Raw genomic sequence first — 23,870 nt, forward strand, 5'->3', positions numbered from 1 at the left:
GTGCGGGTACGGACATCGCGATCGGGAGTCCGATCGCGGGGCGTACGGACGAGGCGCTGGACGATCTGGTGGGGTTCTTCGTCAACACGCTGGTGTTGCGTACGGACACGAGTGGTGATCCGAGTTTCGTCGAGTTGCTGGGCCGGGTGCGGGAGACGGCGCTGTCGGCGTACGCGCACCAGGACGTGCCGTTCGAGCACCTGGTGGAGGCGCTGAACCCGTCCCGTTCGCTGTCCCACCACCCGCTGTTCCAGACCATCCTTGCCGTGCAGAACGCGCCGATGGGACGGTTCTCGCTGCCGGGCCTCGATGTCGCCACCTACGCGGTCGCGACCGGAACCGCCAAGTTCGACCTCGGCGTGAGCATGGCCGAACAGTTCGGTCCTGACGGGAGCCCGGCCGGAATCGCCGGAACGGTCGAGTACGCCACGGACCTGTTCGACCGCTCGACGATCGCCGCCCTGGTCCGGCGCTGGACGCTCCTGCTGAAGGCCGTCACCGCCGACCCGGAGCGGCCGATCGGCGTGATCGACATCCTCGACGCCGACGAGAGGCACCGGCTGCTGGAGCGGGACAACGCGACCACCACGGACGTGGGCGCCGTCCCGGTGCCGCGGGCCTTCGCCGCGCGGGTGGCGGCGGTGCCGGACGCGGTGGCGGTTGTCTGTGGGGGGACGGAGTTGACGTATCGTCAGCTCGATGTGCGGGCGAACCGGTTCGCCCATGCGCTGATCGCTCGGGGGGTGGGTCCGGAGCAGGTGGTGGCGGTGGCTCTGCCGCGGTCGGTGGAGTCGGTGGTGGCGGTTTTGGGTGTGTTGAAGGCCGGAGCGGCGTATCTGCCGGTGGACCCGGCGTATCCGCGGTCGCGGATCGCGTTCATGGTGGAGGACGCGCGTCCGGCGGTGGTGGTCGACGACGTTGCCATGGTGGTGGAGTGCTCCGATCAGCCGGAGAGCGATCCGCGGGTGGTGCTCGATGTCCGGCACCCGGCCTACGTGATCTACACCTCGGGCTCGACCGGCCGCCCCAAGGGCGTCGTGGTGAGCCACGCCGGCGTGGCGAGCCTGGTCGCCGGACAGATCGAGCGCTTCGCGGTCGAACCCGACAGCAGGGTGCTCCAGTTCGCCTCGCCCAGCTTCGACGCCTCGGTGTCGGAAATCTGCACCGCCCTGCTGCGCGGCGCCACCCTGGTGCTGCCCCCCGCGGCCGATCCGCTCGCCGCGCTGACCGACCCGCGCCTCGACATCACCCACGTGACGGTCCCCCCGTCCGTGCTCGCCGCCCTGCCGGACGGCGCGGTGACCGTGTCGACGCTGGTGGTGGCGGGTGAGGCGTGCCCGCCGGAGCTGGTGGAGCGCTGGGCGCCCGGGCGCCGGATGATCAACGCGTACGGCCCGACCGAGACCACGGTGTGCGCGACCATGAGCGACCCGCTCTCGCCGGGGACGGGCGTTGTGCCGCCGATCGGGCGACCGATCGCCAACACCCGGGTGTACGTCCTGGACGACCGGTTGCAGCCGGTGCCGCAGGGCGTGACGGGGGAGCTGTACGTCGCGGGCGCGGGCCTGGCCCGCGGCTACCTGAACCGGCCGGACCTGACCGCGAGCAGGTTCGTCGCCGACCCGTACGGCCTCGCCGGCACGCGGATGTACCGCACCGGCGACCTGGTGCGAAGGCGCGCCGACGGTGAGCTGGAGTACGTCGGCCGAGCCGACCAGCAGGTGAAGGTCCGCGGCTTCCGCGTCGAACCCGGCGAGGTCGAGGCCGCGCTCGCGGAGCACCCCGCCGTCGCCCAGGCCGCCGTCCTCGCCCAGGACCACCGGCTCGTCGGCTACGTCGTCCCGCGCCAGGACACCGCCCGGGACAGCGGGCTGGAAGCGGACCACGTGGAGGAGTGGCAGGACATCTACGACGCCCTGCCCATCGCCCCCGGCGAAGCGGCCTTCGGAGACAACTTCGTCGGCTGGAACAGCAGTTACGACGCCAGCCCGATTCCGGTGGAGCAGATGCGCGAGTGGCGGGACGCCACCGTGGCCCGCATCCTGGCCCTGCGTCCGCGCCGGGTACTGGAGGTCGGGGTCGGCGCCGGCCTGCTGCTCTCGCAGATCGCGCCCCACTGCGACAGCTACTGGGCGACCGACTTCTCCGCCACCGCGATCGACGCCCTGGCCGCCCAGGTGGCGGGGGAGGAGCGGCTGACCGGGCGCGTGGTGCTGCAGACCCGTCCGGCACACGACACCGACGGACTGCCGGCCGGGGAGTTCGACACCGTCGTGATCAACTCGGTGGTGCAGTACTTCCCGTCCGCCGACTACCTGGCGGACGTGATCGCCAAGCTGATGCGCCTGCTCGCCCCCGGCGGCGCACTCTTCATCGGCGACGTCCGCAACCTGCGGCTGCTGCGCCCGCTGGCCACTGCCGTCCAACTGCACCGGGCCGGCGACGGCGCCGACCGCGCGGCCGTGCGCCGCGCGGTGGAGCAGGCCGTCAGGGTGGAGAAGGAACTCCTGGTCGACCCGGACTTCTTCACCGTCCTGCGCGAGCACGGCACGGACATCGGCGCGGTGACCGTGGAGGTCAAGCGGGGCCGCCACCACAACGAACTGACCCGTTACCGCTACGAGGTGACGCTGCACAAACCGCCGCTCGCCCCGCGGCCCCCGAGCCGGTCCGTCGAGCTGGCGTGGGGGCGGCAGGTCACCGGGCCCGCCGGGCTGCGCGAGCTGCTCGCCCAGCCGCCCGCCGAGGTGGTGCGGATCACCGGGGTCCCGAACCGGCGCGTGGTACGGGAGGCAGCCCTGGCCCGGGCGGTGCAGGACGGGAACGAGCCGCTCCCGCAACTGCTGGAGCGGTTGCACGCCCCGGAAGAGAGCGACCTCCCCGACCCGGAGGACTTCCACGCCCTCGGGCGGGAGTTCGGCCGCGTGGTGGCCGTCACCTGGTCGGCCACCGCGGACGACGCCGTGGACGTGGTCCTCGCCGACCCGCGGACGCTCCACGGCTCCCCGGTCGAGCCGTACCGGTCGGCCGGGGCCACCGGCCGGGCGTTGTCGTCGCTGACCAACCGCCCCATCGGCGGCCGCGGCACCGGCGCCCTCCTCGGCGAACTCCGCGACTGGCTGCGCGGGCGGCTGCCCGACTACCTGGTCCCGTCGGCGTTCGTGGCGCTGGACGCGCTGCCGCTGACCGCCAGCGGCAAGCTCGACCGCAGCGCACTGCCCGCCCCCGACCTCGGCCGGGCCGCGGGCGGGCGGGCTCCGCGCACCCCGCAGGAGCAGCTCCTCGCCGAGCTGTTCGCCGAGGTGCTCGGGCTGGCGCAGGTCGGGGTCGAGGACAGCTTCTTCGACCTCGGCGGGCACTCGCTGCTGGCGACGCGCCTGGCCTCCCGGGTCCGGGCGACCCTCGGCGCGGAGCTGGAGGTCCGCACCCTGTTCGAAACCCCGACGGTGGCGGGACTGGCGGCCCGCCTGGACGGTTCCGGAAGGGCGCGGCCCGCGCTGACCGCCCGGCTGCGCCCGGAGCACGTGGAGCTGTCCTTCGCCCAGCGCCGCCTGTGGTTCCTGCACCGGATGGACGGTCCGAGCGCCACCTACAACATGCCGCTCGCGCTGAGCCTGACCGGCGACCTCGACCGGTCGGCCCTGCACGCCGCACTCGCGGACGTGGTCGCCCGGCACGAGAGCCTGCGGACGGTCTTCCGCGAGACGGGCGGCGTCCCGTACCAGGTCGTGCTGGACACCGCGCAGGCGCAACCGGCGCTGCCGGTGGTCGAACTCGACGAGAGCCGGCTGGCCGGGCAGCTCGCGGACGCGGCCCGGCGCGGCTTCGACCTGGCCGAGCAGCCGCCGATCCGGGCCGAGCTGTTCGCGCTCGCCCCCGACCGGCACGTGCTGCTGGTCGTGGTGCACCACATCGCCGCCGACGGCTGGTCGATGGGGCCGCTGTCCGCCGACCTCGCCGCGGCCTACGCGGCGCGCTGCCGTGACGAGCAGCCGCAGTGGTCCCCGCTGCCGGTGCAGTACGCCGACTACGCCGGCTGGCAGCGCGACCTGCTCGGCGACGCCGCCGACCCGGACAGCCTCTTCGCCCGGCAACTGGCCTACTGGAAGGAGGAGCTGGCGGGCATCCCGCAGCAGGTGCAGCTGCCCGCCGACCGGCCCCGCCCGGCGGTCGCCTCCCAGCGCGGCGAGCGGGTCGTGGTGCGGCTGGACCCCGAACTGCACCAGGCGCTGCGGGAGTTGGCCACCGCGCGCGGCGCCAGCATGTTCATGGTGCTGCAGGCCGGACTCGCCGCGCTGCTCACCCGGCTCGGCGCCGGTACGGACATCCCGATCGGCAGCCCCATCGCCGGCCGGACCGACCAGGCGCTCGACGACCTCGTCGGCTTCTTCGTCAACACCCTGGTGCTGCGCACCGACACCGGCGGCGACCCCGGCTTCGCCGAACTGCTCGGCCGGGTCCGGCACAAGGCGCTGGCCGCCTACGACCACCAGGACGTGCCGTTCGAGTACCTGGTCGAGGTCGCCAACCCGGTGCGCTCACTGGCCCACCACCCGCTCTTCCAGGTCATGCTGGCCCTGCAGAACGCCCCGCTCGGCGAGTTCGCGCTGCCGGGGCTGGAGACCGGCCACCTGGAGGCGCCCACCGGGACCGCGCGGGTCGACCTGACGTTCAGCCTCGCCGAGCAGTTCCGCCCGGACGGCGCCGCGGACGGACTGGTCGGCGCGGTGGAGTACGCCACCGACCTGTTCGACGCGTCCACCGTGGAACTGCTCTTCGAGCGCTGGGCCCGCCTGCTGCGCGCGGCGGCCGCCGACCCGGACCTGCCGATCGGCCGGATCGACCTCATGTCGGACGCGGAACGCCACCGGCTGCTGCACGGGTTCAACGACACGGCCGCGGAGCTGCCGTCGGCCTCGGTGCCTGAGCTGTTCGCCCGCCAGGTGCGGGCCACCCCGGACGCGGTCGCGGTCGTGGCGGGCGGCACCGAACTGACCTACGCGGAACTCGACCTGCGGGCTGACCGCCTGGCGGCGGCGCTGATCCGCCAGGGCGTACGGCCGGAGACGCCGGTCGCGGTCATGATGGACCGCTCGGCGGAGCTGGTCGTGGCAATCCTGGCGGTCATCAAGGCGGGCGGCGCCTACCTGCCGCTGGACTCGCGCTTCCCCTCCTCCCGGATCGACCTGATCATGCGGGAGAGCGGAGCCGCCCTGGTGCTCACCCCGGAGGTGCTCGCCGCACTGGCGCAGTCCGCGGCCGCCGACCCGTCCGACGTCGAAGTACCCTGCGAGCCGCAGCAGTTGGCGTACATCATGTACACCTCCGGCTCGACCGGACGGCCGAAGGGCGTGGCCGTCACCCACCGGGACGTGGTGGGTCTCGCGCTGACCCCCGAGTGGCGCGGCGGCGGACACGAGCGGGTGCTGATGCACTCCCCGACGGCCTTCGACCTCTCGACCTACGAGCTGTGGGTGCCGCTGCTCAACGGCGGCCGGATCGTGGTCGCGCCGCCCGAGCAACTCGACCTCGACCTCCTTCAGCACACGATCACCACGCACGGGGTGACCGGACTGTGGCTGACCGCCGGACTGTTCCGGCTGGTCGCCGAGGAGCGACCGGGCCTGCTCGCCGGGGTCCGCGAGGTGTGGACCGGCGGCGACGTGGTCTCCCCGGCCGCCGCCGCACGGGTGCTCGCGGCGTGCCCCGGCATCGAGGTGGTCAACGGCTACGGGCCCACCGAGGCCACCACCCTGGCCGCCTGCCACCCGGTGCACGGCCTCCCCGAGAACGCCTCGAGCGTGCCGATCGGCGCGCCGATGGCGAACATGCGCGCCTACGTGCTCGACGACCGGCTGCGGCCGGTGCCGACGGGCATGGTCGGCGAGCTGTACCTCGCGGGGACGGGCGTGGCCCGCGGCTACTTCGGCCGACCCGGCCTGACGGCGGAGCGCTTCACCGCCGACCCGTACGGGCCGGCCGGGAGCCGGATGTACCGCACCGGCGACCTCGCCTGGTGGCTCCCCGACGGGACACTGGAGTTCGCCGGACGCGTCGACCACCAGGTCAAGCTGCGCGGCCTGCGGATCGAGCCCGGAGAGATCGAGGCGGTCCTGGCCGGCTGCCCGGGCGTCGCCCAGGCGGCCGTGGTCGCCCGTGAGGACCGGCCGGGCGACAAACGGCTGGTCGCCTACCTGGTGCCCATGCCCGAGGGCGCACCCCAGACGGCCGAGCTGGCCGGCCGGCTGCGCCGCGAACTGCCCGACTACATGGTGCCGGCGGCGTTCGTCACCGTGGACGCGCTGCCGCTGACCGCCAACGGCAAGCTCGACCGGGCCGCCCTGCCGGCCCCCGACTACGGGGCACGGGACGCCGGACGCGGCCCCCGGACCCCGCAGGAGCAGCTGCTGTGCGGCCTGTTCGCGGAGGTTCTCGGCCGGGAGCAGGTGAGCATCGACGACGGCTTCTTCGACCTGGGCGGGCACTCGCTGCTGGCCGCCCGGCTGGCCTCCCGGGTCCGCGAGACCCTCGGACTGGAGCTGGGGCTGCGCATGCTGTTCGAGGCGCCCACCGTGGCCGGGCTCACCGAGCGCCTGGCCATGAACGATCCGGCCGACGCGCTGGACGTCCTGCTGCCACTGCGCTCGACCGGGACGGCCACACCGCTGTTCTGCGTCCACCCCGGCGGCGGGATCAGCTGGTCGTACAGCGGGCTGCTGAACCACCTCGGCCCGCAACACCCGGTCTACGCTCTCCAGGCGCGCGGCCTCGGCCGGCCCGAACCGCTGCCGAGGTCCTACGAGGAGATGGCCGCCGACTACGCCGACCAGGTCCAGAAGATCCAGCCGGAGGGCCCCTACCTGCTGCTCGGCTGGTCCGCCGGCGGGCTGATCGCCCACGCGCTGTCCTGCGAACTGCAGGCGCGCGGCGAGCGGACCGCGCTGCTGGCGATCCTCGACGCCTACCCGGTGAAGGACGTGCGGTTCGAGGACGAACCGGTGCCCACCGTGCGGGACGTACTCGTCGGGGTGCTCGACGTGGACCCGGACGAGCTGGGCGACCGGGAGATCACCTACGCCGAGGTCGCGGAGGTACTGAACCGGCGGGGCAGCGCGCTGGCCGGCCTGAACGAGCGGCAGGTCGAGGTGATCGTCCAGATCATGATCAACAACGCGAAGCTGTCGGTCGACTTCGTCCCCGGCCGGTACGACGGAGACCTGCTGCTGTTCAACTCCACCATCGACCGGGGCCACGACGGCGCCGGGCCCGAGGTCTGGCGCCCGTACGTCGCGGGCCGGATCGAATCGCACGAGATCACCACCCGGCACGACCAGATGACCAAAGCGGGCTCGCTGGCCCAGATCGGCCCGATCCTGGCCGCCAGGATCGCCGAGACCACCGGTGACGCCCGTGACACCACCCTTTCCCACCAGGAGGACTGACCCGTGACCAACCCCTTCGACGACCAGGACGGCACCTTCCTCGTCCTCGTCAACGACGAGAACCAGCACTCGCTCTGGCCGCAGTTCGCGGACGTCCCGGCCGGCTGGACCGTCGCCCACGGACCCGACACCCACGCCGCCTGCCTGGAGTACGTCGAGCGGGCCTGGACCGACATGCGTCCCAAGAGCCTCGCCGACGCCATGGACGCCCAGCGGTAGCGCGGCCGACGTGACCTCCACCACGACACCGGGCGGGGCCCGCGTAGCGGCCCCCGCCCGGCCGGACGATTTCGCCGCGGCGCTGCTCACCCCCGAGGCGCGCCGGGACCCCTACCCGTTCTACGCCCGCATGCGGCGCGAGGACCCGGTCCACCGCAGCGCGCAGGGCATCTGGTACCTCACCCGGTACGCCGATGTCGAGGCGGCGCTGGGCGACCTGCGGCTGTCCAACGACCGTGACCGGATGACCCGCGCCTACAGCGCGCTCGGCGGCGACCTCAAGGCCCTCAGCCGGCTCACCGAGCGACTCGGCCGGGTGATGACCAACACCGACCCGCCGGACCACGCCAGGCTGCGCAAACTGACCAACAAGGCGTTCACCGCCCGGCGCGTCGAGGCCCTGCGCGACGGTGTCCAGCGGATCGTCGACCGGCTCGTCGACGAGGCGGTCGCGGCCGGGCCGACCATGGACCTGATCGAGGCGGTCGCCTCTCCGCTGCCGATGTCGGTCGTCTGCGAGCTGTTCGGCATCCCGGACGAGGACCGTCCGCAGGTCAAGACCTGGTTCCGCCGCTTCGGCCGGCTCAGCGAGGACATCGACAAGTCCGAGGCGGCGATCGAACAGTACGAGGACTACCTGACCGGGCTCATCCGGCAGCGCCGGCGTGCACCGGGCGACGACCTGATCAGTGCCTTGGTCGCCACGCAGACGCAGGACGACCGGCTCACCGACTCGGAACTGCTGGCCACCTGCTTCATCCTGATCACCGCCGGCGACGAGACCACCACCCACCTGATCGGCAACGGCGTGCTGGCCCTGCTGCGCCACCCGGACCAGCTGGCCCGGCTGCGCGCGGACCCGGGCCTGATCCGTGGCGCCGTCGAGGAACTGGCCCGCTACGACACGGTGACCCAAGCGGTCGTCAGGGTCGTCGCGGAGGACCTGGAGATCGGCGGACGCAGGCTGCGGGAGGGCGAGTTGGTGTACCTGTTCCTCGGTGCGACCAACCGTGATCCCGAGCGCTTCGAGCACCCCGACCGGCTCGACCTGACCCGCCCGGGCAACCGGCACCTGAGCTTCGGCCACGGCCCGCACTTCTGCCTCGGCGGCCCGCTGGCCAAGCTCCAGGCGGAGGTGGCCGTCGGCACGCTGGTGCGCCGGCTGCCCGAGCTGCGGCTGAGCGACGGAGCGGCGCTGGAATGGCGGCTCAACCCGCTGCAACGGCGGCTGAGCATCCTCCCGCTCGCCTTCTGACCCTGAACGACACGAAGGAGCAGTACCGACCATGGCCCGAGAGTTCGAGGTCCGCCGGGAGCAGGACCTGCCCGCCACGCCCGAGCAGGTCTGGGACGCGGTGGCCACCGGCGCCGGCAACCTGGGTTGGCTCTACCCGATGGAGGTCGAGCCGCGCGCCGGCGGGAAGGCCACCCGGGGCGACGCCACCGTCCTGGCCTGGGAGCCACCACGGCACTTCGCCCTCCGGGCGACCCAGGACGGCGGGTTCTCCAACACGCTCAGCTACCACATCGAGCCGGCCGGTGGCCGAACGAGCCACCTGCGGATGGGAATCCACTGGGTGCACACGGGCGTCGTCGACGAGGCGTGGGCCTGGGACGCCAAGTCGGACGCGGCCGAGAAGCACGTCGACTTCTACCAGCACGCACTCGCCGAGTACCTCCGGCACTTCGCCGGCCGCCCCGCCGTCTACGTCAGGGCGGCGCACCCCGAACCCACCGCCGACCCGGCTGACTTCGCCGCCCTGCGCCGACGCATCGGCCTCGCCGACGACGCCGCCGTCGGCGACCGCTTCACCCTCCTCGCACCCGGCCCGGACGGTGACCCCGTGGAGGTGGTCGTCGACTGGCTCAGCGCCGACTTCGTCGGCCTGCGCGGCCCGGACGCCCTGTACCGGTTCTTCAACGGCAGCACCTGGAAGGTGCCGACCTGGCTCGGCCACCACCTGTTCGCCGAGGGCACCGACGAGCAGCAGGTGACCAAGGCGTGGACCGCCTGGCTCAACGACACCCAAGCGCAGGAGCGGTGATGGAGACCTCCACGCGGACACTGCTCTTCGCCGCGGAACTCGTCGAGGAGGACGGCAGCTACGCCCTCGTCGTCCAGGACTTGAGGCGGGGCACGGTCCAGACCACCCCGGTCCCCAAAGCCATGGTCGACAAGCTCCCGGCCTTCCTCTCCGCGCTCGCCGCCAAGCTCAACCCGATCCCGCCGCGCCGCCGCTGGTAGCCGCTTCGGAAGGCCGGCCCGGAGCGGATCGCCGGGCCGGCCCCAGCAATACGGCTGGCCCGGGCCCGCCCCAGTAATACGGCTGAGGGTGTCTGCCGATCGCACAGCGCGGTCCGCACCGAGTGGATGGCGAGGCGAGCCGTTCCGCCCTGTCACTCTCCTGCCGGACGTCGGCAAGGTCACCCGTTCGGCCGCGCAGCGGGGGCGTTGCCGGGCGACGAGGGATTGGATCGGAGAATCCGAGCGTCTCTTCGGCGCGGCAGTACCCGACCCGGCGTCATGGGCACCGGCTGCGCCCTCATCTGGAAGCGGGCGGGCCATGAGCGAACCGGACACGGGACTGCCGGGAGAAGGACTGCTGGAACTGGACCTCGCGGACGGCATCCCCGCGGAGGCGTCGGCGCGGCGGCTGTACGAGGAGATGCTCTTCCAGCGCGCGGTGCAGGCTTTCGCCCTGACACTGCCGGCGGTGAACGTGATCGCGATGCGCGATGCCTCCGAGAAGCAGTTCGGAGCCGGTTACCACGTCCTGCCGGTCTGGAAGGACCGGATGGACGCCCGGTGCAAGGTGACCACCCCGAACGCGGACGTCATCTACGCGATGAGCTACCTGGACCTGAAGAAGGACGGCCCCCTGGTCGTCCAGGCCCCGCCCAAGGTGCTGGGGCTGTTCACCGACTTCTGGCAGCGCTGCCTGAGCGACGTGGGCCCCTCCGGCCCCGACGCCGGACAGGGCGGCGACTACCTGCTGCTGCCCCCCGACCACCAAGGGCCGGTCCCCGGCGGTTACCACGTGGTGCGCTCCACCACCTACCACGTGTTCCTGTTCTGGCGAACCGTCCTGGTCCCCGGTGACGACGGCCCCGACACCGCCCCCGGCGTCGCCATCATCGAGCAGACCCGGATCTTCCCGCTGCGCAGCCGCGAGCAGGACCGCCCGGCCATGCAGTTCCCCAACGCCTCCGGCGTCGAACTGGACATGCTCTTCCCCCGCGACGGCACCTACTTCGACAAGCTCGCCCGTTTCGTGCAGGACGAACCGATCGGCATGACCGACATGGTCACCCGCGGCATGCTCGCCACCCTCGGCATCATCAAGGGACACCCCTTCCAGCCCGATGAGCGGCTGCGGGCGATCCTGGACCGGGCCGGCCGCATCGCCCCGCGGATGGTGCTGTCCATCCCGCAGACCGACGCCCTGCCCAACGCCTTCTACTACGACAGCGGCTATTGGCGGGCGTGCTTCGGCGGGGTCGACGAGGACTTCCACACCGCCACCTACCTCGACGTCGACTCCCGCGCCGCCTTCTTCATCTGGGCCTATTCCACCTCACCGGCCATGGTCGGCCCCTTCGTCGGGCACGGCAGCAAGTACCCCTTCTCGCTGCGCGACGCCAACGGCGACCAACTCACCGGGGGCCGCTCCTACCGCCTGCACGTGCCCGCCGACGTGCCGGCCGCCCTGTACTGGGCCGCGACCCTCTACAACGCCGACGACGCCTCCATGATCGACAACGGACGCCCCTTCCCGTCCGTCAACTCCCTGGACACCCTCACCTACAACACCGACGGCTCCCTCGACCTGTACTTCGGCCCCACCAGGCCCGAGGGCGCGGCCGACGCCAACTGGATTCCCACTCTCGCAGGCCGCGCGTTCTTCATCCTGTTCCGCCTCTACGGACCCACCCAGCCCTTCTTCGACCAGACCTGGCGCCTGCCTGAGATCGAACCCCTCACCTGAACAGGGCGGCGCCCCCTTGCCGTAGCCGGAACCGGTCGTCGTGGCCGGCAGCCGGACGGGGTGGACGGTTCCGGACGCGTCCGTTCGGGCTGCCGTCGTCACGCCGTGTCGTGTGCCGCGCTCAGGCGTTGGAGGGTGGTGCGGGCGTCGGAGGCCAGGAACAGCACACGCAGAACGGTCCGCGGCGGCTCGCCGGCGTGACGCACGGGAGGCGGTGCGGCGGGTGCTGCGGCGGGCGGTACGGCGGCGTCGTCGAGGATGGCCAGCAGGATGGCGAGCTGGGCGGGTGGTTCGGTGGCGAGGAGCAGTTCGGCTCGTTCCACCAGGAGCAGCAGCGGGTCCGCCGGGGCTTCCTGTGGTCCTGGTGGGTGGAGGAGGTCGTTGAGGCATTCCTCCAGGGCGTCCCAGTTGTGGCCGAAGTAGTCCGGGAAGTCCAGGGCGCGGGCCCATTCCGCGAACAGGTCTCCCCGGGTGCGGCACCGGGCGGCGTCCACATGCGCCACGCGGCCGGGGGGCAGCGGTCGTTGACGGTCCGGTGCCTGGGGGAGCGGGAGGACGGTCAGGCCGGCCCAGGGACAGCCGGGCAGGATGTTCCAGCGGGCCGACGCGAGCAGTTGGGCGACATCGGGTCCGGTGCCGTTCGCTCCCACGGTTTCGTCCTTCCCGTGGTCCCGGCACCGCCGTGGGGCGGTGCCGGGACGGTGCGCGTCAGCAGCCGCCACGGATCTCGCGGAAGTTGGAGTAGTGGTCGTCGGAGTACCAGACCTGGTGGGTGGCCTGGTCGCGTACGATCCGCTCGGCGTCGCGGTGGGTGGTCGGGGTGGGGCGGGGGTTGACGTCGTACTCGCGGTAGGTGTCCTCGTGCGGGAGGTCGCCGCTGCGGTTGCCGTAGGGGTTGCCGCCGCGGATGTACTGGCCGTCGAGGGTGCGGTAGTCCGTCGGCTTCGGCGTGCCCGGCCAGCCCAGACCCTCCCAGATCGCACACGCCTGTGCGACCTGCGCGGGGAAGTCCTCCAGCGGCAGCGGAGGTTGGAGTACGTCGGCCGGGGCGAGCGCGGCGGCGCGCGACGGTGCCGGCAGGGCCGGTGCGGCGGCGGCCGGCAGTGCCGACACCGCCAGTACGGCGGCGAACGGCGCCACCGCCAGCCAGCGGGCCGCACGCCGGCCGGCGGAACCTCTGCTCGTAGGGGAAACTCCAGTGCGCACAGCGCCTCCAGACGTGAGGACGGATGGACCAGCTCCTCTCATGACATCCGCATATGCCGTCCGGAACCGGGTATTCACCCCGTCGGTGGCGAGTCACGACGGCGCGGGTCGCGACGGTACCGATAAGCGCGCACGAGGAACTCGAAGCGATCGTCCTCGACCGCGAGACCCCGCACGCATTCCCGTATCACCAGGGTCTCTTCGGCGTCTCTGAAGTCCGCCGAACCTCTGTACCGGCTCCGGCGACCTCCATCGGATCGAAGAGGCCGCGGCCGACATCCGAATCCAGGGCGAACGTCTCCCTGAGCAGTTGCAGTCATGGTTCGGCCGCTGAACCCGCCCGACTGTGACCTCGGTGGTCGTGCCCCGGTCGATCGCCTGGGTGCCGACGACGAACGAGGGTTGCTCGGCGGACAGTCTGGGCGTCGCGACGCTCGGCGGAAAGCGTATCGGTAGGCGGAAGGCGCCAGCCGCCGACGCGGATCACGGCAACGCTTGCGCCGCTCGACGGGAGTTGAACGGCGTCCGGGAGAACACCCCCCGCAGGGGTGCCCCCTGACGTCCTGCCACCTCGCCCTTTCACCCCATCGCGCCAACCCGTCACGCCGATGGGCGACTGCGCTCCGCGCTCGTGGCGAGCCAAGATCATCTCCATGAAACCTTCCATGATCCGCCGCGCGTGTGTCGCGGCCGTCGCGCTGGCGGCGACGACGGCTCCGGCCGTGGCGGCACAGTCGTCGGCCGACAGCGGCGCGCGGGGCGGCACGGCCGCACCCTCCGACATCGGGGCGAAGGCGCGGCTGCTGGGCGAGAAGATCGTTCCGCACAAGCTGTCGTTCCGGGGCACGACGGTCGGCGGGCTGTCCGGGATCGACCGTGATCCGTGCACGGGCGAGTACGTCGCGATCAGCGACGACCGTTCGGTGCTCCAGCCCGTCCGCTTCTACACCGCCCGGATCGCGGTGGACGGCGCCGGGGTGCACTCCGTCGACTTCACCGGCACGCACCCGCTCCTCCAACCGGACGGCACGGTCTATCCGCCGGCGAGCGCCGGCGACGGAAAGGCCGTGGACCCGGAGGAAGTTCGGGTGGACCCGCGGAGCTGCGACTACTGGTGGGCGCAGGAGGGCGACCGGCCGAAGTCGTCGGAGGAACCGGTGATCCAGCCGTCGATCCAGTTCGCCGCCCGCTCCGGTGCCTACCGCGGGCAACTGCCGTTGCCGCCCAACTACGAGATCACCAGGGATGACTGGGGCATCCGGCGGAACAAGGCGGTGGAGGCGATCACGTTCGGAGCCGGGGGCAGCGTGCTCACCAGCGCCCTTGAGGGGCCGCTGCTCCAGGACGGCCCGGAGCCGACCCTGCAGCACGGCGCGCTGGTCCGCGTCACCCAGCAGAGCCGCGACGGCGGTGTGCTCGGGCAGTTCGCCTACCCGCTCGAAAAGATCTTCACCGCGCCCGACGGGTCCAGCACCTATCCGCCCGACACCGGTGTGCCCACGATCCTGGCCTACCCCGGCGATCCCAGCCGGTACCTCGTGCTCGAACGCACCTGGGTGGCAGGCGCGGGCTTCAAGATCCGTCTCTTCGACGCCACCACCCGCGACGCCACCGACGTACAGCACATCGACTCCCTCAAGGGACAGCAGATCGTCCCGATGCGCAAGAAACTGGTCGCGGACCTGGCCACTTTGGGCCTGTCCAGGGTCGACAACACCGAGGGCATGACCTGGGGCCCGACCCTGCCGAGCGGAGAACGCACTCTGGTCCTGGTCAGTGACGACAACTTCGCGGAGGACGCGGTCACCCAGATCGTCGCGCTCGGCATCCGCTGAGGAGTTCATCGCGGGAGGCGACGCCGAAGTGCCGGGCACGGGCCGGGCTGGAGAGTACCCCGAGGGCGGCGGCACCGTGTGAGTGGTGGGCATCGGTGGCAATGGGGATCAGGAACGGTACGGTGAGGGCGACGGCGGCCCGGCTGTCGTTGGCACACAAGCCCCCCAGCACGTCCGTCGCGTGGCTTGCGGGGTCCTCGCCGGTGTGCGGCAGGTGGACGGCCTTCCGGGCACCGTTCCCGTGAGGGAAGTTCCACCACGGGAACGGCGTCGAGAGATTCGATCACGCCTTGCCTGCCCGTCAGCCCCCGAAGACCTTCACCACCGGTCGTTCCGGGTCATAGGCGGCCCAGCCGGGGTCGCCGTCGCGGGCGAACGCGATCCAGGCTCCGTGCATCGCCTGGGCAAGATCCTCCGGTGCCGGGTCCGGGCCCAGCAGTCCGCTGTCGCCGTGCAGCCATGGCTCGTCGGCGAGGTCGAACACGTAGGGCAGCTCGATCGTGTGCGTGGCCCCGAGCCGGCCGTCAAGGGCCGTCGAGCGTTGGGCGAACGAGTAGACGTGCGTCCGGCGGCCCGACATCCGCGAGTGCGCCCTGGCCATTCGGGCGGTGCCGGCGCCGAACAGCGCTTCGCCGAGCAGTGCCGAGCGCAGTTCACCGGGCGTGGCGTCCGGGTGTGCTGCGGTGCGGGCCGCGACCGCTGCGGCGGGTTCCGCGTACGCCGCTGCGGCGAGGGTGAGGACGTCGGCTTCGGTGGAGGTCTCCAACTTGCCCTGGGGAACGTCGGTACCCACGTGCGGCCGTCGAGATAGGTGTTCCAGCCGACGTGGTCGATGTGCAGGTGTGTGTTGACCACGATGTCGACGTCTTCGGGCCGGACGCCGGCCGCCGCGAGGTTGTCGAGGTAGTCGGTGTCGAGGCGGTTCCAGACCGGCGCGTACGGCCGGTCCTTGTGGTTGCCCACACCGGTGTCGACGAGGATGGTGCGCCCTTCGCTGTGCAGAAGCCAGGACTGGATCGCCGAGTTGCACTCGTTCGCGGCCGGGTCCCAGAAGTCGGGCACCAGGACGGGGCGGTGCTGCCCCCACGCCCCGTCGGGGCTGTCCGGGAAGAACTCGGCCGGAGCCATCCCCACCGAGCCGTAGTACTCCTTGACGCGAGTGACAGTGACGTCACCCAGGGTGATGCGTTGCATGGTCTTCCTCATGGTCGGGCGCATGGCCGGGTGCTCCCGAGCTTGGGCGCTGTCACCCCGGGCAGCCAGTCCCGCTGGGTCCTACCCCTCTCAGGGAGTGGCTGCGTCCGCTGCCGCGTCGCACACTGCACGTATGGACGGACCTGGCCCACTGGGCGACTTCCTGCAGGCGCGCCGGGCTCAGCTCCGGCCGGAGGACGTCGGACTGCCCGCCTTCGGGCCGCGCAGGGTGGCCGGGCTGCGCCGGGAGGAGCTGGCGCAACTGGCCGGCGTCAGCTCCTCCTACTACACCCGGCTCGAACAAGGACTGTCCCGCGGCGCCTCGGCCGAGGTGCTGGACGCCATCGGGCGGGCTCTGCGACTCGGTGACCACGAGCGCGATCACCTCGCGCGGCTCGCCGATGCTTCACGCCGTACGACCCCGGTCCGCCGACCGCGACCGGAGAAGGTCGCGGACGAGACATGGGACCTGATGCGCGCGCTGGACGGTGTCCCGGCTCTGGTACTCGGCCGACGCACCGATGTGCTCGCCTGGAACAGCCTGGGCCATGGACTGCTCGCCGGGCACCTGGACCCGCTCGCTCCGCAGAGCTCGGGGCGCCGCCCGAACATGAGCCGGATGCTGTTCCTCGACCCGCACTGCCGTGAGCTGTACCGGGACTGGAACCGCAAGGCGCGCGCGGTGGTGGGCAACCTGCGCACCGCAGTGGGCCGGCACCCGGAGGACCCGCTGCTCGCGGAGCTGATCGGCGAGTTGACGATGAAGAGCCCGGAGTTCGTCGCACTGTGGCGGGACCACCGCGTGTCGGCCTGCGACGCGGCGTCCTACGACTTGCACCATCCGGCGATGGGACCGCTGACGATCACGCAACAGACGCTGGCGCTCGTCCGCTCGCCGGAGCAGGTCCTCGTGGTGTGCACGACACCCGCCGGGTCCTCGTCGGAGGCCGCTCTCGCACTGCTTCGGCAGACGGGCGAGGCGCGGCCGGGCGAGGCGAAGTCGGCCCGTGCCTTGACCACCAGGCCGTGATCCGGCTTGTCCACATGCCCCGCGACCTACGGCACAGGGCTCTCCCTCGGAGGTGGCCACTGATGGCGAGGACGGAGCCGGTCAGGCGCGGTGGCAGGGATCGCAGCCAGCGGGGGCAGGGCGAGCCGTTGCGTCGGGAGCTCCTGGCCCCCGCACCGGGCCCGTCACCGTCCTTTCCGGTCGCCCTCGGGGAGACGGCCGCGTCCCGCCACATCAAGGCCATCCCCTCCGGCGCGCAGCGAAACGACGGCTGGTCACTCCCGCGTCGAGCCGGGTGCTCACTTGCCACGAGTGCCCGACTTCCCTTTTCAGCCGACGGACTTGGGCCGGGTCGCGCTGCTGGGGGCGGACCGTGACGGCTCTCGCCACGCCACCATGGACGTGAGGGACGTATCGAAACCCCGGGAAGAGCGCGACGCGGGCGCCCGCGGTGGGGGCGGAGCCCCCTCGCCTTGCGGAGCGGCCCACCGCGCGCCCGGTTGTTCAGCTCGGTGATCGCGGTCCCTGCGTGCGGTGCTCACGCTTCCCCGTCGTGGGTGCCACGGTCGCTGTGGGCGAGGAGCCCGCTCTGGTGGCCTGGCGCGTCGGCTCCGCAGGGTCGGAAGCGGGCGAGGTATGCCGGGCTCGGGCCGCGGCGCTCGGTCAGGTGCAGGCCGGCGGCGTCGGCGAGCCGGTGCAGTCGGCCGAAGGGAATCCAGTGCCGGTCGAAGAACTCGCCGATCACCAGCCGCCCGCCCGGTGCCAGCACCCGTGCCGCCTCGCGCAGTACCCGATCCGGCTCGGGGATCTCGCCGAGCGCGGTCACGGCGTATACGGCGTCGAATGTCCCGTCGGCGTAGGGCAGTTCACGTGCGTCCGAGCGGGTGGGCCTGACCGTCGCCAGGCCGTCGCGCCTGGCGCGGCACATCACGTGGTCGAGCATCTCCTGCTGGATGTCGAGCACATCGAGCCGTCCCTCCGGCCCGAGCTGCGGGGCGACGTGCAGCGACTGCAAGCCGGTCCCCGGGCCGATCTCCAGGAACCGCTCTCCCGGCCGCGGTTGCAGCACGGCGTCCATCCGATCGGCTGTCAGGAACGGCAACGGCACGTCGAGGAGGCCGCGTTGGGCGTACGGATAGGGCGCCGTGTCGCCCAGCCACCAGGCGGCGGCCAACGCGGCGCCGACGCCGGCGGCGACCGCCCAGCGGTCCGGGCCGGGATCGGGGCGGTGGGTGCGGTGGTGATGCGGTGCATGGTGTTCTCCGGTGGATCGATGCGGTTCGTGATCGTTGTTCGTGGTGTGCGATCGGGCGGTCGGGCGGTCGGCGTCACGCGCGCCGGCTCAGCGCCCGCAGCGCCAGCCGGCCGCACAGCGCGGCGAGCGGCAACTCGGCACCGAGCGCCATGGCGACCGCGGTGGCGAAGTCGCCGCCCGGGGCCGCGGTCGTGGTGTCGAACCAGGCGTCCACCACAAGCAGCGTCGCGGTCGATGCGGCCGCCAGGGCGTGCCGCCGGTCACCGCGGGCGGCGAGGAGGCCGGTGGCGATCAGGCCGAGCGCCTCCAGCGCGTCGAGCCCGACCCAGGCGACCGGCCAGTGCGCCGCGGTCGCGGTGGCCGGCAGACCGGTGGCCAGCACGTACAGCCACGGCAGCAGGGCGAGCCCGCAGGCGACCAGCAGCACCCCGGCCCGCCGCATGCCCCGCGCCGGGCGCGGCTCCTCCGCCTCTTCGTAGAGCGGGATCACCTCGGCGCCGGCCACTTCCTCATCGCACAAAGCCAGTTGACGCATCGTCATCCCCTGCTCCCCGTCGGCTGTCCCCTTCACGTGCTCCAGCCTCCGGCGTGCACCGGGGCGCCGTCAGTCACGCAGGGTTCCGACCCGGGGTGGAGACAAGTGCACCCCCGAACCGGGCGGCAACGTCATGGCGTGGGGATGGCCTGCGGCTTTACCGTTTGACGCATGCGACTCACGACGTGGCTGCGGCTGGTGCTGGGCCGGCCGTTCCGCAGGGCGGGACACCGGACCGCGCTCGTCGCCGCCGGCCTGCCGCTCCACCTCGCCGTGGTGCCCATCTGGATCTGGCTGCTCGGCACGATGGCGGCGTTGGTGCCGGCCGTGACTCCGCTGCCCGTGCTGCTCACGCTCGTGGTGACACCCCTGCTGACCGTCGGGCAGCGGTGGCGCTACCGGGCGCTCGTCGGCAAGGACCTCCCGCGCCCCGCCGCACCCAGGCCCGGAAGCACATGGACGTCGCCGGTACGCCGGCTGACCAGGCGGGCCTTGTGGCGGCAGGTCTGCTACCACGCCGTGGCGGGTCCGCTGCTCGCCGTCCTGGACGTCGCCGTCCTCGCCGTCTGGGCCACCGCTCTCGTGGCCGCCTCCCTCTACGTGTGGATCTGGGCGCTGCCCCCGCAATGGCGGGTCACCGACCTCGGGTACACCACGCAGGCCGTGTACATCACCGCCGGCGGCCTCGTCCTGCTGTTCCTCGGGCCCCGGCTGACCGGCGCTCTGGTGCGGCTGGACACCCGGGCGGCCGAGGTCCTGCTCGGCCCCAGCCGCACGGAGAAGCTCGCCCGCCGGGTCGCCGACCTCGCCGAGAGCCGGGCCGGCGTGCTCGACGCCGCCGACGCCGAGCGGCGGCGGATCGAGCGCGACCTGCACGACGGCGCACAGCAGCGCCTCGTCTCACTCGCCGTCAACCTGGGCCTGGCCAGGGCCACTCTCAGCGACCTGCCGGAGGACGCCCGCAAGGTGATCGACGAGGCGCACCGCGAGGCGAAGGAGGCGATCGCCGAGCTGAACAACCTGGTGCGCGGCCTGCATCCGGCCGTCCTTGAGGACCGCGGTCTCGACGCCGCGCTGTCCGGGGTCGCCGCCCGCCTCCCGATCCCGGTGCGCGTGGCGGTGGACCTGCCGCGGCGCCCCTCACCCACGGTCGAGGCCGTCGCGTACTTCGTGGTCTCCGAGGCCCTGACGAACGTGGTCAAACACGCCCGGGCGACCCGGGCGGATGTGACCGTGGAGCGGATCAGGGAGACAATGCTGGTGGTCGTCGCGGACGACGGCGCGGGCGGCGTGGATCTCGCGGCGGCCGGCGGCGGCACCGGGCTCGCCGGGCTCGCCAGGCGCGTCGCGTCCGTCGACGGCACGTTTTCCTGCCGCAGCCCCGCCGGGGGCCCGACCGTCATCACCGTGGAGCTGCCGTGCGCGCCGTGATCGCCGAGGATTCCCTCTTGCTGCGCATCGGCGTGGTCAAGGTGCTGGAGGCGGCCGGCTTCGAGATGTGCGCGCAGGTCACCGACGCGGAAGGGCTACTGGCGGCCGTCGAGGAGCACCGTCCCGACATCGCCGTGGTCGACGTGCGCATGCCGCCCGGCTTCACCGACGAGGGAGTACGTGCCGCGCTGGTGATCCGCCGCCAGTACCCGAGTACCGCCGTGCTCGTGCTGTCGCAGTACGTGGAGGAGCGGTACGCCGCCGATCTGCTCGCCACCAACACCTCCGGCGTCGGCTATCTGCTCAAGCAACGGGTCGCCGACGTCGAGGAGTTCACCGAGGCGGTACGCCGGGTGGCGGCCGGTGGCACCGCGCTCGACCCGCAGGTCGTCGCGCAATTGCTGGTGCGCCGGCACAGCGATCCGCTCGACCGGCTGACACCGCGCGAGCGGGAGGTGCTGGAGCTGATGGCGGGCGGCCGGTCCAACTCCGGTGTCGCCGCCGAGCTGGTGGTGAGCGAGAGCGCTGTCGCCAAGCACATCAACAGCATCTTCACCAAGCTCGACCTGCCCAAGGCCGACGCCGACCACCGCCGCGTCCTGGCGGTGCTGCGCTTCCTGGGCGTTGCGACCGCGTAGCACGCGACCCTGCCCGTATGTCCAGCCGACAACGGAGCTGGTCGCCACTCGGTGGGGAACGCGGCAACAGGCTCTGCCGCGCCGGGAGTCGAAGGCGGCAGCCGTCGTGCGCAGGGCCATGGCACAGGTGGGCCCGGTCATCACTGGTGCCCCCGCGGTCTTCGGGGCTGGCCGCGGTGGCTCGGGCTGGTCGGTCGGCTGTTGTCCGGAGCAGATGCGATGTCAGGGCGGTCGTCGCGTCAGCGCCTTCGTCCCGGGTTCGGCGGTGCGGGGGGTGGGGGAGTCGGCCGGAGCCGGGGAGGACTCGCCGGAAGCAGCCGAGGCCGACTGCTGGCTGCGCTCTCTGGAAGCCCACGGGGAACGTGGGACCGGGCGGTCCGTCGGGTCGCCGACGATCCGCCCGGTCACCGCACCCGCCTGCTAGCGTCCCGCGGCCGGAGTGCCGTCCTGCGCCAGCGCGAAGACGTGGATGTCCTTGTCGGTGGGCAGGGTGATCGACGCGACGACCTTCGCCGGGTCGACCGGGACGGTCTGCTCGTCGACGTAGAAGGCGTGGTCCTGCCTGCCGAGCGCCTGGTTGCGGTAGGTCATCGCGGAGACCTCGGTGTTGCCGGTGCCGGGTGCGGTGCCCCAGTCCGACTGCGCCAGCTTCTCGGTGCCGCTGCTGCCGTCGGTGTAGTGGATCGTCACCGTGCCCGAGTGGGCGCCGTCCGTCGCCGCGCCGAGGAAGCCGATCACGGTGGCGCCGGACCGGTGGGGCAGCAGGACGGTCTGGCCGAGGGCGCGCACGTTGTCGTTCTCGCACGGCCGTGCCTGCGGCCAGGTGAAGGTGAGGCCGCCGACGGTCACGGGTGCGCCGGGGGTGAGCGGGTGCGGCGAGGCCGTGGCGAGCGCGTCGGCGGAGTACGTGTCGGTGCCGTTGTCGAGCGCGCCGCAACCGCGGTTGGTGTCGGGCGAGACGCCCACGTCGTTGAAGTAGTCCGACAGCGCGTCGGTGGGTGCGACGGTGAACTGCCCGCTGCCGGACGTCCCGCCGGGCCCGGTGACCACCGCGACGCTCGCGGTGCTGCCGGGTTCGACCCGCCAGATGTTCGCCGGCCCCGAACTCGTCGAGATCGCCGGGCCGCTGGGCCGCGGCACCGTGAAGGTGACGGACCGGTCCGACCAGTGGTCGATCGTGAGCGTGCCCAGGTCGCCCGCCCCGCCCCAGTTGACGCCGCCGTCGGACAGCAGCAGGTGCCGGCCGCCCGAGGAGGTGCCGAAGCCCGTGCCGGTGAGGGTGACCTGCTGGCCCGGGGCAGCCTGCGCCGGTGTGACGCTGCTGATCGTCGCGGGATGTGACGGGGTGTTCGAGAGCGCGATGTCGTCGACGTAGCCGCGGTAGCCCCCGCTGCCGGCCGGCTGGTCGTAGCCCAGGTCGACGCGGACGATCTTCCGGCCCGCGGCCGCCTTGCCGATGTCCACGCTGACCTGGTTCCACCGGCCGAGCGTGAGCTTGCCGCACTGCGACGCGGGCGTGAGCGGGGACCCGCGGAGGGAGTGCAGGGTGCTGCCGTCGGAGAAGACGAGGTCCGGCGCCACGCAACTGCTGTTGTCGCCGCTGACGCCGGTGGCGGACGGGCCGTTGGCCTGCGGGTAGATCCAGTAGCTCAGGGTGGTGTCCCTGCCGACGCGCACCGGCCGGTCGGACAGGTCGAACAGCCGCAGGTAGGCGTGGTCGTCGGCCGCCCCGGTGGCGTGGCCGGAGTACATGAGCGCGTTGGTGCCGTCGTGGTCGTTCTCCTGGCGTGCGCCGGCCTCGGGGCCGGTCGCGCCGCCGTACGCGGTGACGTTCGCGATCCCGCCGCCCCCGGGTGAGGTGTCGACGCTGTCGACCCAGTCCGGTGCGGGCTGACCGTGCTCGAAGCCGGTCTGGAACGGCGTCCCGGCCGGGCGGGCCGGCAGCGGGCGGCGCAGCCCCGCGGTGGCGAGGCCGGTGACCGTGTCGCCGGCGCCGTAGTACATCATCCACTGGCCGTCGTGGAAGAAGATGCTGTTCATCCACGCCGTCTTGGGGGTCTGGCCGTTCCACTCGTACGGCACGTCCGGCGTCGGCGTGAGCACCGCGTCACTGAGCTGGTGCAGCATCCGCGTCGGGTCCTGGCCGGAGAACTCCTCCTCGCTGATCGCGTAGAACCAGCGGCCGTTGGCCATCAGGGTGCCGGCGGTGAACACGACGATGTCGGAGTTGGCCGGCCGGCCCACCACGGTCCGGTAGTCGGTGACCGCGACGGACACCTCGTACGGTTGCCAGCCCTTCGGGTAGTGGATGTCGAGCGGGTCGGCCGTCCGCGCGGTGGTGCTGCCCTTCGCGTGCCAGGTGCGCAGGTCCGAGGAGTACGCGATGTCCGTGCCGGTGTCGCCCTGGCCGAAGTACATGACGTACTCGCCGTTGACCTTCCTCGGGCTGCCGTTCGCGTCGGTGACCACCGCCGCGTCCTTGTTGTTGCCGGCGTTCGGCTCCACCGTCCACGGCGTGCTCCAGTGGACGCCGTCGGACGAGGTGGACTCGGCGATGTCGTACGAGCCCAAGCACGAGCCGTCCGCCTTCGGGTGGACGGACGTGAAGAACGAGTAGTAGGTGCCGTGCAGTTCGAACAGCCGCGGGTCCTCGAGCCCGCACTTGTCCTGCTGGCCGGCCAGCCCGAAGCCGATCACCGGGTTCGCGGCGGTGTCCTCGGTGAAGTGCGTGCCGTCCTTGCTGGAGGCGTAGCCGATCTGCGACGGGCCGCCGTAGGAACCCTGCGCGCGGTAGAGCATCTTGTACTGGCCACCGCGGTAGAGCACGCCCGGGTTGTACAGGGCGCCGGCCTCGTACCCGCTGCCGCTCGGCGTCATCAGAGGGTTGTCCGCGCTGCGGGTGAACGGGCCGATGGCCCAGTCCGGAAGGTTCGCGGCGGTGTAACTGGCGTCGTCGGCGGCGGTCTTCGTGGGCGACGACGACGATGACGGCGATGACGACGACGGCGTGGCCGACGTTGACGGCGACGGCGCTCCCGCGGGAGCGGCGCTCACGTGCCCCGGCGGGCGGGGAGCGCGGGCCCCCCGGGGGGGGGGGGAGTGCAGGAGAACGCCCGGCGG

16 protein-coding genes and 1 pseudogene are annotated in these 23,870 nt (G+C 72.4%); 10 read left to right on the plus strand and 7 right to left on the minus strand.

Features of this window, described 5'->3' with window-relative positions:
- The first annotated feature begins 14 nt into the window (after positions 1 to 14).
- The 6 genes from AB0399_RS35345 (at position 15) to AB0399_RS35370 (ending at position 11,647) form a co-directional block, all read left to right on the plus strand.
- Positions 15 to 7,442 (plus strand): amino acid adenylation domain-containing protein, encoded by a 7,428-nt coding sequence (locus AB0399_RS35345; protein ID WP_366414091.1) that lies wholly within the window; start codon positions 15 to 17, stop codon positions 7,440 to 7,442.
- Between the two features lie 3 nt (positions 7,443 to 7,445).
- Positions 7,446 to 7,661 carry an MbtH family protein gene (locus AB0399_RS35350; protein ID WP_329372866.1) on the plus strand — a complete coding sequence of 72 codons (216 nt, stop codon included), beginning with the start codon at positions 7,446 to 7,448 and terminating at the stop codon, positions 7,659 to 7,661.
- A 10-nt stretch (positions 7,662 to 7,671) separates the two neighbouring features.
- Complete coding sequence (locus tag AB0399_RS35355; protein WP_366414080.1) at positions 7,672 to 8,916, plus strand: cytochrome P450; 1,245 nt, start codon at positions 7,672 to 7,674, stop codon at positions 8,914 to 8,916.
- A gap of 31 nt (positions 8,917 to 8,947) precedes the next feature.
- Positions 8,948 to 9,706, plus strand: a complete 759-nt coding sequence (locus tag AB0399_RS35360; protein WP_366414081.1) for an SRPBCC domain-containing protein — start codon at positions 8,948 to 8,950, stop codon at positions 9,704 to 9,706.
- Entirely contained in the window at positions 9,706 to 9,906 is a 201-nt protein-coding gene (locus tag AB0399_RS35365) for a hypothetical protein (RefSeq protein ID WP_329372872.1), read from the plus strand. Before AB0399_RS35360 ends, AB0399_RS35365 begins: the two co-directional genes overlap by 1 nt.
- A 319-nt stretch (positions 9,907 to 10,225) precedes the next feature.
- The gene (locus tag AB0399_RS35370) at positions 10,226 to 11,647 is read left to right on the plus strand and encodes a DUF1254 domain-containing protein (RefSeq protein WP_329372874.1); all 1,422 of its coding nucleotides are present in this window, start codon (positions 10,226 to 10,228) and stop codon (positions 11,645 to 11,647) included.
- Positions 11,648 to 11,745: 98 nt separating this feature from the next.
- On the opposite strand, the gene AB0399_RS35375 is transcribed toward AB0399_RS35370, so the two are convergent.
- Both AB0399_RS35375 and AB0399_RS35380 read right to left on the minus strand, forming a co-directional pair.
- Positions 11,746 to 12,297 (minus strand): barstar family protein, encoded by a 552-nt coding sequence (locus AB0399_RS35375; protein ID WP_366414082.1) that lies wholly within the window; start codon positions 12,295 to 12,297, stop codon positions 11,746 to 11,748.
- 58 nt (positions 12,298 to 12,355) lie between these two features.
- Complete coding sequence (locus AB0399_RS35380) at positions 12,356 to 12,853, minus strand: ribonuclease domain-containing protein (protein ID WP_366414083.1); 498 nt, start codon at positions 12,851 to 12,853, stop codon at positions 12,356 to 12,358.
- Between the two features lie 653 nt (positions 12,854 to 13,506).
- Between AB0399_RS35380 and AB0399_RS35385 the strand changes: the two genes are divergently transcribed.
- On the plus strand, positions 13,507 to 14,688 hold the full coding sequence (locus tag AB0399_RS35385) for an esterase-like activity of phytase family protein (RefSeq protein ID WP_366414084.1): 1,182 nt from the start codon (positions 13,507 to 13,509) through the stop codon (positions 14,686 to 14,688).
- A 301-nt stretch (positions 14,689 to 14,989) separates the two neighbouring features.
- Here AB0399_RS35385 and AB0399_RS35390 read toward each other — a convergent pair whose 3' ends face one another.
- The gene (locus tag AB0399_RS35390) at positions 14,990 to 15,481 is read right to left on the minus strand and encodes a carboxylesterase family protein (protein WP_366414085.1); all 492 of its coding nucleotides are present in this window, start codon (positions 15,479 to 15,481) and stop codon (positions 14,990 to 14,992) included.
- Positions 15,451 to 15,882: pseudogene (locus tag AB0399_RS35395) on the minus strand (MBL fold metallo-hydrolase); the annotation flags it as partial. The gene AB0399_RS35390 and the pseudogene AB0399_RS35395, both read right to left, overlap by 31 nt.
- Before the next feature lie 133 nt (positions 15,883 to 16,015).
- Here AB0399_RS35395 and AB0399_RS35400 point away from each other — a divergent pair.
- The gene (locus AB0399_RS35400) at positions 16,016 to 16,912 is read left to right on the plus strand and encodes a helix-turn-helix transcriptional regulator (protein WP_366414086.1); all 897 of its coding nucleotides are present in this window, start codon (positions 16,016 to 16,018) and stop codon (positions 16,910 to 16,912) included.
- A 517-nt stretch (positions 16,913 to 17,429) separates the two neighbouring features.
- On the opposite strand, the gene AB0399_RS35405 is transcribed toward AB0399_RS35400, so the two are convergent.
- Positions 17,430 to 18,065, minus strand: coding sequence for a methyltransferase domain-containing protein (locus AB0399_RS35405; RefSeq protein ID WP_366414087.1), 636 nt, complete (start codon positions 18,063 to 18,065; stop codon positions 17,430 to 17,432).
- Between the two features lie 154 nt (positions 18,066 to 18,219).
- Positions 18,220 to 18,717 carry a hypothetical protein gene (locus tag AB0399_RS35410; protein ID WP_366414088.1) on the minus strand — a complete coding sequence of 166 codons (498 nt, stop codon included), beginning with the start codon at positions 18,715 to 18,717 and terminating at the stop codon, positions 18,220 to 18,222.
- Positions 18,718 to 18,852: 135 nt separating this feature from the next.
- Here AB0399_RS35410 and AB0399_RS35415 point away from each other — a divergent pair, with 135 nt between their 5' ends.
- Together AB0399_RS35415 and AB0399_RS35420 are read left to right on the plus strand one after the other, a co-directional pair.
- A complete protein-coding gene (locus tag AB0399_RS35415) occupies positions 18,853 to 20,112 on the plus strand; it encodes a histidine kinase (RefSeq protein WP_366414089.1) in 1,260 nt (419 codons plus the stop codon).
- Positions 20,100 to 20,750 carry a response regulator transcription factor gene (locus tag AB0399_RS35420; RefSeq protein WP_329372885.1) on the plus strand — a complete coding sequence of 217 codons (651 nt, stop codon included), beginning with the start codon at positions 20,100 to 20,102 and terminating at the stop codon, positions 20,748 to 20,750. The genes AB0399_RS35415 and AB0399_RS35420 overlap by 13 nt, the downstream gene beginning before the upstream one ends.
- Before the next feature lie 420 nt (positions 20,751 to 21,170).
- Here the strand turns inward: AB0399_RS35420 and AB0399_RS35425 are convergent, their stop codons facing one another.
- Positions 21,171 to 23,804, minus strand: a complete 2,634-nt coding sequence (locus tag AB0399_RS35425) for a hypothetical protein (RefSeq protein WP_366414090.1) — start codon at positions 23,802 to 23,804, stop codon at positions 21,171 to 21,173.
- Positions 23,805 to 23,870 lie beyond the last annotated feature (66 nt).

Source organism: Streptomyces sp. NPDC088194, assembly GCF_040702025.1.
Classification (GTDB): domain Bacteria; phylum Actinomycetota; class Actinomycetes; order Streptomycetales; family Streptomycetaceae; genus Actinacidiphila.